The organism is Streptomyces sp. NPDC040545 (assembly GCF_055595065.1).
On record NZ_JBVIWA010000054.1, the window covers coordinates 1 to 3,507 of the forward strand.

Below are 3,507 nucleotides of genomic sequence, written 5' to 3' on the forward strand. Positions count from 1 at the left end.
CGACTTGACCGAACCGAGCCACAGCGGACGGCCGGACGGCCGGCCCTGACCGTAGGTCGCCAACAGCGCCTGCGCCTCGATCGGGTCACCCAGCGTCGTACCCGTACCGTGCGCCTCCACCACGTCCACATCGGCCGTCGTCAGCCCCGCCGACTCCAGCGCCTGCCGGATCACCCGCTGCTGCGAAGGCCCGTTCGGTGCCGTCAGGCCGCTGCTGGCTCCATCCTGGTTCACGGCACTGCCCCGGATCACCGCCAGCACCTCGTGCCCCCGGGCCCGGGCCTCGGACAGCCGCTCCACGACCAGCACGCCGACCCCCTCGGACCAGCCGGTGCCGTCCGCCGCCGCCGCGAAGGACTTGCAGCGGCCGTCACGGGCCAGCCCGCGCTGCTCGCTGAAACCGACGAGGGTTTCGGGCGTGGCCATGACGGTGACTCCGCCGACGAGCGCCAGGGAGCACTCGCCGCGCCGCAGGGACTGGGCGGCGAGGTGCAGGGCGACCAGCGAAGAGGAGCACGCCGTGTCGACGGTGACGGCCGGACCCTCCAGACCCAGCGTGTAGGCGACCCGGCCCGAGACGACACTGCCGACACTCGCGGCGCCCGGGTAGTCGTGGTACATGAGCCCGGCGAACGTGCCGGTCTTGCTGCCCTTCAAAGTGGCCGGAGGGATGCCGGCCGACTCCAGCGCCTCCCAGGAGGCCTCGAGTATGAGCCGCTGCTGGGGATCCAGCGTGACCGCCTCGCGCGGGCTGATGCCGAAGAAGCCGGCGTCGAACTCGCTCGCGCCGTAGAGGAATCCGCCTTCGCGCGTGTAGCTGGTGCCGGGCCGCTCCCCCGTCGGGTCGTAGAGCCCCTCCAGGTCCCAGCCTCGGTCGCGCGGGAGTTCGCCGACGCCGTCCCGGCCATCGGCCACCAGATCCCACAGATCGTCGGGAGTTTCCACACCGCCGGGATAGCGGCAGGCCATGCCGACGATGGCGATCGGTTCGCCGTTGCGCCCCTCGCTCTCCCGGAGCTGGCGGCGGGCGTCGCGGAGGTCGGTAGTAGCCCGCTTGAGGTAGTCGAGAAGTCTTTCCTCGCTGGTCACCGTAAATCCCCCACGCCAAGTAGTCCGAAGTCTCACAAGAAAGGAGAGCGGAATTCCCACCGCCCGGGTCGTGGCTCTCGATTTCAACCCGGAATGGGCGGGGCCACCACGCTGCGACGCTACCCAGCGGCGATATCCGACCCCAACCCCTAACCGGTTGACCGGGCCCCTAAAGAAGGCCTTCCAGCACGGCGACGAGCTCGCGGGGGCTGGGCACCCCTGCCTCTTCCTGCGCGCGCAGCGTCGCCGCCCGCTCGCCGGGCTCCGCGTCCCGCACCAGTGCCTCGACCGCCCGCCGCACCGCCTCGCCGCCCAGGTGGCTCTCCTCCACAGCCAGGCCCGCCCCGTGTTCGGCCAGCCGGCGGGCCGCCCGTACGGTGCGGTCCGCCGTGTCCGGGTCCGTCCCCGCGGCCTCGCCGAGCAGCACGCACTGCGGCAGTCCGTAGGCCAGTACGTCGGCCATCCGCCGGACACCGTGGTCGTGGACGACGGCGGCACTGGACTGCGCGAGCGCGATCCAAGGGGCCGCCTCGAAGACCCTGATGTTGTCCGGGATACTCGTCCCGTCGGGGATGCGGTCCGCGGGCAGTGCCGCGATCACCTCGGCGTCCACGCCCTGCAGGGCCTGGAACACGTCGAGCACCGGGGTCTTCTCGCTGCTCAGCGTCACGGCGACCCGGGGCCGCTTGGGCAGCTTCCGCAGCCAGGCGGGGAGTTCCGCCGGGCCCGCGTACGGCACGTGGCGCATCCGCCGGTGGCCGGGACCGAGGGGCGCGCGCAGCGCCGTCGGGGTGGGGTCGATGGTGAGCCGGATGTCCGTGCGGGTGTCCTCGGGGGCCGACCCGGGAGCCAGTATCCGCACGGAGGGGATGCCGGCCGCGGTCGCGACGTCGCCGGCGGCGGTGGCGAGTTCGTCCCACAGAAGCAGGTCGGCCCGGAAGGCGGCGGTGCGCCGGGCCAGCGTCTCGGCCGCGCCCTCGCCCGCCCAGGCGGCCGCGACGAGCCCGGTCCGGTTGACGTGGTCCGTGAAGGCCGGCGGCGCGGCGACCTGAACCTCGTGCCCGGCGGCGCGCAGCGCCCAGGCCAGCGGCACCAGGTTGTGCAGTCGCTCGGTCAAGGAAGGGGTGGCGATCAGAACGCGCATAGACGGTCTCTCCAGCGGCCGGGCGGGCGGTGTGGGTTAGTGCCCTTTTCGTGGGGCACTGGCGTGTTCGGGGTCGGTCGGCCTCATGGTCGCCCCGCGCCTCTTGCCGAACCACCCCTAGATGAACGCGCACCCCACCCTTATCCGTGCGGGATGGCGCCGTGCGCCGCCCATCGGGAAAGCTAGGGGTTCAGCACCTCGCCGACCGGTTCTAGTTTGGCGAATGCCGCACCCATTTCCTTTCCTTCCCCACTTCACGGGTGGACGGAGCTTTCGATGACCGACGAACCCCGCAGCGGAAAGCTGCTGGCCGTCAGCGACCTTCACATCCGGTACCCGGAGAACGACGCCGTCCTCAACGGGCTGTTTCCCGAGTCGGACGCGGATTGGCTCCTGGTCGCCGGAGACATCGCCGAGAACGTGGCCGATGTCGAGCGGGCCCTGCGACTGCTGAGCGAACGTTTCGCGAAGGTCGTCTGGGTACCGGGCAACCACGAGCTGTGGACCTCGCCCGACGATCCGGTGCGGCTGCGCGGCGTGGCCCGCTACGAGCATCTGGTCGACATGTGCCGGACGTTGGGGGTGGTCACGCCCGAGGATCCTTACCCGGTCTGGGAGGGAGAGGGCGGCCCCTGCGTGATCGCGCCGCTCTTCGTCCTCTACGACTACTCGTTCCGGCCCGAGGGCGCATCCACCAAGGAGGCCGCCCTGGCGCGCGCCGAGGCGGCGGGAGTGGTGTGCACCGACGAGTTCTTCCTGCACCCGGACCCCTACCCGAGCAGGGAGGCCTGGTGCCGGGCCCGCGTCGAGTCGACCGAGCGCAGACTGGCGGCGGTACCGGACGAGTTGCCGACCGTACTGGTCAACCACTTTCCGCTGGTCCGCGAGCCCACGAGGATCCTCCACCACCCCGAGTTCTCGCTCTGGTGCGGCACCGAGGCGACCGCCGACTGGCCGGCCAGGTTCCGGGCCGCCGCCGTGGTCTACGGTCACCTGCACATCCCCCGCCTGCTCTGGTGGCAGGGAGTGCCTCATCAGGAAGTCTCGCTGGGCTACCCCCGGGAGTGGCAGCGGCGTGCGGGCCGGCCGGCCCTTCCCGTGCAGATCTTGCGGCAGACCCCGACGCTGGAGGTAAAGAGATGACTGTGCTCGACCCCGGAACCCGTTCGGCGAACGGGACCCGAGGGCGCGTGGCCGAGCTGCACTCCCTGCGTGAGCAGGCGAGGCGCGGCCCCAGCGACCGTGCGACCGAGACCCAGCACGCGAAGGGCAAG

3 protein-coding genes are annotated in these 3,507 nt (G+C 71.6%); 1 reads left to right on the plus strand and 2 read right to left on the minus strand.

Annotated elements, in window-relative coordinates:
• Positions 1–1,089: beta-ketoacyl synthase N-terminal-like domain-containing protein (locus ACZ573_RS38335; RefSeq protein WP_471313571.1), on the minus strand; the 1,089-nt coding region annotated here is incomplete at its 3' end.
• Positions 1,090–1,258: 169 nt separating this feature from the next.
• Entirely contained in the window at positions 1,259–2,233 is a 975-nt protein-coding gene (locus ACZ573_RS38340) for a nucleotide disphospho-sugar-binding domain-containing protein (protein WP_471313573.1), read from the minus strand.
• Positions 2,234–2,509: 276 nt separating this feature from the next.
• Here ACZ573_RS38340 and ACZ573_RS38345 point away from each other — a divergent pair, with 276 nt between their 5' ends.
• On the plus strand, positions 2,510–3,376 hold the full coding sequence (locus ACZ573_RS38345; protein WP_471313577.1) for a metallophosphoesterase family protein: 867 nt from the start codon (positions 2,510–2,512) through the stop codon (positions 3,374–3,376).
• Positions 3,377–3,507: the final 131 nt, after the last annotated feature.

Bases quoted from the DNA above. Each gene is read 5' to 3' on its own strand.
- ACZ573_RS38340 (WP_471313573.1), bottom strand. From the start codon at position 2,233: ATGCGCGTTCTGATCGCCACCCCTTCCTTGACCGAGCGACTGCACAAC.
- ACZ573_RS38345 (WP_471313577.1), top strand. From the start codon at position 2,510: ATGACCGACGAACCCCGCAGCGGAAAGCTGCTGGCCGTCAGCGACCTT.